This is a genomic window from Paenibacillus sp. GbtcB18 (assembly GCF_019091125.1).
Taxonomy (GTDB): Bacteria; Bacillota; Bacilli; order Paenibacillales; family NBRC-103111; genus Paenibacillus_F; species Paenibacillus_F chitinolyticus.
Genome location: NZ_JAGXJX010000765.1, coordinates 1 through 241, shown reverse-complemented (window position 1 = coordinate 241; position 241 = coordinate 1). Strand labels below are relative to the sequence as shown.

Genomic DNA, 241 nt, shown 5'->3' with positions numbered 1-241 from the left:
GAAAAGTCGCAACCTTCATGCCGAAGCCGCTTTTTGGCGACAACGGATCGGGTATGCACGTTCATCAAAGCATTTTTGACGGCGACTCGCCTCTGTTCTACGACAAAAACGGATACGCCAACATGAGCGAAATGGCTCTGCACTACATCGGCGGAATCCTGTACCATGCACCGGCTCTGCTCGCTCTGACGAACCCGTCCACGAACTCGTTCAAACGTCTCGTTCCGGGGTACGAAGCTCC

1 pseudogene is annotated in these 241 nt (G+C 54.4%); it reads left to right on the top strand.

Going from position 1 to position 241, the window contains the following annotated elements:
• Window positions 1-241: pseudogene (locus KVT34_RS30965) on the top strand (glutamine synthetase); the annotation flags it as partial.